Below are 4,712 nucleotides of genomic sequence, written 5' to 3' on the forward strand. Positions count from 1 at the left end.
ACCGGTGTAGATGTACGTTATCACAGCGTGATTTATGATGCCGTGGATGAAGTCAAAGCCGCCATGAGTGGCATGCTGGCACCGGAAATCCGTGAAAAAATCATTGGTCATGCTGAGGTCCGCGAAACATTCCGGGTTCCCAAAGTGGGTACTATTGCCGGCTGTATGGTCATCGATGGCGTTGTTCGCCGTAATGCCAAGGTCCGCGTGCTGCGTCAGGACGTGGTCATCCACAGCGGTGAAATGGATTCCTTGCGCCGCTTCAAGGATGATGCCAAGGAAGTCCGGGAAGGTTTCGAGTGTGGTATCGGTCTGCGCAATTACAATGACCTCAAAAACGGGGATATCATTGAAGCCTACGAAACCACTGAAGTCGCGCGTACGGTCTAGGAGTTGGCGTTGCAGCATACTCATCGTGCTTATCCGCGCGGCGCCAGGGTTTCTCACCTGCTCCGTGAAGAAATTGCCGCGCTGTTGCGCGAGTTGCATGGCCTTCCTGCTGATCTGGCGCTCTTGCCGCCCAGCATAACGATGGTCGACTTGCCTGCTGACATGCGTTCGGCAACCGTTTTCTTTTCCCTGATGGATGGTCCCGGGCGCGCCGCTGCGGTCCGACAGATCCTCAATGCCCAGGCGGGAGAAATGCGTCAGATACTGGGGAAGCGGCTGGCCTTGCGGCGGATTCCGCCATTGCACTTTGTTTATGATGCGCGCTTTGATCGGGGTGCTGAAATGGCAGAAATTCTGGCGCATTTGCCGCCCGCTGCGGATGAGGAAGCGTGATCATGACCTGTCAGCATGGCTTGTTGTTGCTCGATAAGCCGGAGGGTTTAACCTCCAACGCGACCCTGCAGCGCGCCAAGCGGATTATGGGGATCAAAAAAGCGGGACATACCGGCAGCCTGGATCCCATTGCCACTGGGCTGCTGGTCCTGCTCTTTGGCGAGGCGACCAAAGTCTCTGATTATATTCTGAATGCCGACAAGTCCTACCGGGCGACCCTGCGGCTGGGACAGACAACCAGCACGGGTGATCGTGAGGGTGAAATTCTGGAAGAAAAAGCGGTCACGGTAGAGCGTGCCGATATTGAAGCCATGCTCCCGCGTTTTCTGGGAGAAATTGCCCAGATTCCCCCTATGTACTCGGCCATCAAGCAGGGTGGCAAGCCTTTGTACGAGCTGGCGCGTAAAGGGATTGAGGTGGAAAGGGCGCCGCGTCAGGTGCGCATTGACGGTTTGCGCCTGGTAGAGTTCACCGGGAATCGCCTGGTCATGGATGTGGATTGTTCCAAAGGTACCTACATTCGCAGTCTGGCGATGGATTTGGGCGCGGCCTTGGATTGTGGGGCTCATGTCGAAGCGTTGCGACGAACGAGCACAGGGCCATTCAGGATCGAGGATGCATTTACTCTGGAAGCGTTGGCAGAGCAGCAGAAACAGGGTGAATGTCCGTTAAAGGCGATGGATCTGGCACTGGAGTATCTGCCCGCCGTCACCTTGACGGAGAACACCGCTTATTATTTGCGTCAGGGGCAGGGTGTGGTGGTGGCACATGCACCTTCGCTGGGACGTATTCGCCTTTACGGACCGGGTGCGCAGTTTCTCGGTCTGGGAGAGGTCATGGACGACGGAAAGGTGGCGCCACGCCGCCTCATGAGCGTAAACTAGGGAGTATTGTTTTTTTAGAAGTTCCGAGGAGAAGAATTTATGTCGCTGTCGCGTGAAGTCAAAGCAGATGTTGTTCAGGGTTATGCTACCCATGCTGGAGATACGGGTTCTCCCGAAGTGCAGGTCGCACTTTTGACCACTCGTATTGAAGGATTAGCTGATCATTTCAAAATTAACAAGCATGATCATCATTCCCGTCAAGGATTGCTGAAAATGGTGGGCCAACGCCGCAAGCTGCTGGACTACCTCAAAAAGCGTGATGTGAATCGGTATCGTTCGCTGATTGAGCGTCTGGGTCTGCGTAAGTAAGGAGAAGGTTTTGGCCATCATTCGGAAAGAGTTGGATTTCGGCGGACAGCCCCTGCACCTGGAAACAGGACGTATGGCGCGTCAGGCTGATGGGGCGGTACTGGTTTCCAGTGGCGACACAGTGGTTCTGGTGACGGCCGTTGGCCGTCGTGAAATGAAACCCGGTCAGGACTTCTTTCCCTTGACGGTCAATTATCAGGAAAAAGCCTATGCTGCCGGTAAAATTCCGGGGGGCTTCTTCAAGCGCGAAGGTCGGCCAACTGAAAAAGAAACCCTGACCTCGCGACTGATTGATCGACCCATCCGTCCCTTGTTTCCCAAAGGATTCATGAATGAAGTGCAGGTCATCGCCACGGTTCTTTCTGTGGATCGCGATCATGACCCGGACATTCTGGCGATGCTTGGTGCTTCGGCAGCCTTGGCGATTTCCGGTATTCCGTTCAGAGGTCCTATTGGGGGCGCCCGGGTGGGTTACGTCAATGGACAATATGTCCTGAATCCCAGCGCTGCCCAATTGGCTGAATCGCAGTTGGATCTGGTCGTGGCCGGAACCCGTAATGCGGTGTTGATGGTGGAATCAGAAGCCCAGCAACTGTCTGAAGAAGTGATGCTTGAGGCCGTCATGTTTGGGCACGCCGGATTCCAGCCGGTCATTGAGGCTATTGAGGCCCTGGCCCATGAAGTGGGTAAGACCAGCTGGAACTGGGTGGCACCCGTAGCCGATGAGGCTTTGGGTCAGCAGGTGCAGGCCAAGGCTTCGGGCTTGCTGCAGGAAGCCTACTCGTTGGTAGAAAAACAGGCGCGTAGTAAAAAGCTTGAAGAAATTCAGCAGCACGTGGTTGCAGAATTAGCCGCAGAAGATGCGCAGCGGGCAGACATGGTGCGTGGTTTTGTTAAAAAAATCGAAACCGGTATTGTCCGGGGGCGGATTCTGGATGGTGCGCCGCGCATTGATGGGCGGGACACCAAGACCGTGCGACCCATTACGATTGAGGCGGGGGTTTTACCTCGCACCCATGGTTCGGCCCTGTTTACCCGGGGTGAAACCCAGGCTCTGGTCGTCGCAACTTTGGGAACCAAGGGCGATGAGCAGATTATCGACGCTCTTCAGGGAGAAAGTCGTGATCGCTTCATGCTCCATTATAATTTCCCGCCATTTTCCACCGGCGAAACGGGCATGGTGGGGTCACCCAAACGCCGTGAAATTGGTCACGGTCGTCTGGCAAAACGGGCAGTAGCCGCAGTGCTGCCTGAGCCCAGCGAATTTCCCTACAGCCTGCGGGTGGTTTCAGAAGTGCTGGAGTCCAATGGTTCTTCCAGTATGGCGACGGTGTGCGGCGCTTCATTGGCCCTGATGGATGCCGGTGTTCCGTTGAAGGCCCCCGTTGCCGGAGTCGCCATGGGACTGATCAAGGAAGGTGAGCGTTTTGCTGTCCTGACCGATATCCTGGGTGATGAAGATCATCTGGGTGACATGGATTTTAAGGTGGCGGGTACCGAACAGGGTGTCACTGCCCTGCAGATGGATATCAAAATTGACGGTATTACCCGTGAAATCATGGCTGCAGCCCTAAAACAGGCCCACGCCGGACGTCTTCATATTCTGGGTCTGATGAATGCAGTACTCGAAAAAGGCCGCGTCGAACTTTCGGATAACGCCCCGCGCATTATTACCATACACATCAACCCGGACAAAATCCGTGATGTCATCGGGCCGGGCGGCAAAGTCATTCGCGCCTTGACGGAAGAAACCGGTGCTGCCATTGATATTCAGGATAATGGTACGGTCACCATTGCCACGGTGGACAGCGAAGCCGGTGCTGCTGCCCGTCGGCGGATTGAGCTGCTGACGGCGGAAGTGCAGGTAGATACCATATATGATGGAAAAGTAGCCAAAATCATGGACTTTGGTGCTTTTGTCACCATTCTTCCGGGGCGTGATGGTCTGCTGCACATTTCCCAGATCAGCAGCGAGCGGGTCAGTGATGTCCACGACTACCTCAAGGAAGGGCAGGCAGTGCGGGTGAAAGTTCTGGAAGTTGATCGTCAGGGCAAAATCAAGCTCAGCATGAAGGACATTACCCAGTAATTCTGGATTTGGCGGTTTTGACAAAAAATATCGAAGCTTCGGTAAGCACGCTGGATAACGGCGTAGTCGTTCTCAGCGAAAGGTTGCCGGGTCGCCAAAGCGTGGCCCTGTCCCTGACCTTGGGAAATGGTAGCCGTGATCAGGCTGCAGATGAAAACGGTTTTGCCCATCTCCTGGAACACATGCTCTTCAAGGGCAGTACCAAAAGAGATGGAGATGCACTGAATGCAGCGATGGAATCCCTGGGCGGGACCATCAATGCGTTCACCGATCGTGAGAGTACTGTTTTCCATGGCACGGTGCTGGCCGAGGATGCTCAGGAAGCTTTTGTGCTGCTCAGTGAAATGCTCACGCACCCACGTTTTGATCACGCGGATTTACGTCTGGAAAAACAGGTGGTCGCCCAGGAAGCCGCCATGGCTGCCGAGGACCTGGAGGACTGGGTACAGGAACGGGCCTTATTGGAAATATGGGGAGAGCACCCCCTGGCCTGGCCCGTGTTGGGCAAGGCCAGCTGTATTCGTGCTGCCAGCCGTAAACGCATACAGGACTATCACGAGCGGGTTTTGGCCGAATCGCCCCTGATTGTTACGGCTGTTGGTGCTGTGGATCATGAGCGTTTGTGTGGATGGGTGCAGCATGCCTTT

Annotated in this window: 6 protein-coding genes; all 6 read left to right on the top strand. The window is 55.1% G+C overall.

Annotation, left to right across the window (positions count from 1 at the left end; genetic code table 11):
- Nucleotides 1-390, top strand: a 390-nt coding sequence (locus tag AC2VLY_RS06730; protein WP_486921983.1) for an EF-Tu/IF-2/RF-3 family GTPase, incomplete at its 5' end; no start/stop codon positions are given.
- A 9-nt stretch (nucleotides 391-399) separates the two neighbouring features.
- The gene (locus AC2VLY_RS06735) at nucleotides 400-783 is read left to right on the top strand and encodes a ribosome-binding factor A (RefSeq protein ID WP_486921984.1); all 384 of its coding nucleotides are present in this window, start codon (nucleotides 400-402) and stop codon (nucleotides 781-783) included.
- A 2-nt stretch (nucleotides 784-785) separates the two neighbouring features.
- Complete coding sequence (truB, locus tag AC2VLY_RS06740; RefSeq protein ID WP_193651792.1) at nucleotides 786-1,667, top strand: tRNA pseudouridine(55) synthase TruB; 882 nt, start codon at nucleotides 786-788, stop codon at nucleotides 1,665-1,667.
- A 39-nt stretch (nucleotides 1,668-1,706) separates the two neighbouring features.
- Nucleotides 1,707-1,976: a 30S ribosomal protein S15 gene (rpsO, locus tag AC2VLY_RS06745; RefSeq protein WP_010641513.1), complete on the top strand. Its 270-nt coding sequence runs from the start codon at nucleotides 1,707-1,709 to the stop codon at nucleotides 1,974-1,976.
- A gap of 10 nt (nucleotides 1,977-1,986) precedes the next feature.
- Nucleotides 1,987-4,065 (top strand): polyribonucleotide nucleotidyltransferase, encoded by a 2,079-nt coding sequence (gene pnp / locus AC2VLY_RS06750; RefSeq protein WP_486894299.1) that lies wholly within the window; start codon nucleotides 1,987-1,989, stop codon nucleotides 4,063-4,065.
- A gap of 17 nt (nucleotides 4,066-4,082) precedes the next feature.
- A partial coding sequence (locus AC2VLY_RS06755) for a M16 family metallopeptidase (RefSeq protein WP_486894297.1) occupies nucleotides 4,083-4,712 on the top strand: 630 nt, incomplete at its 3' end.

The organism is Acidithiobacillus sp. TH-A36, from assembly GCF_057473445.1.

Bases quoted from the DNA above. Each gene is read 5' to 3' on its own strand.
- truB (WP_193651792.1), top strand. From the start codon at position 786: ATGACCTGTCAGCATGGCTTGTTGTTGCTCGATAAGCCGGAGGGTTTA.
- rpsO (WP_010641513.1), top strand. From the start codon at position 1,707: ATGTCGCTGTCGCGTGAAGTCAAAGCAGATGTTGTTCAGGGTTATGCT.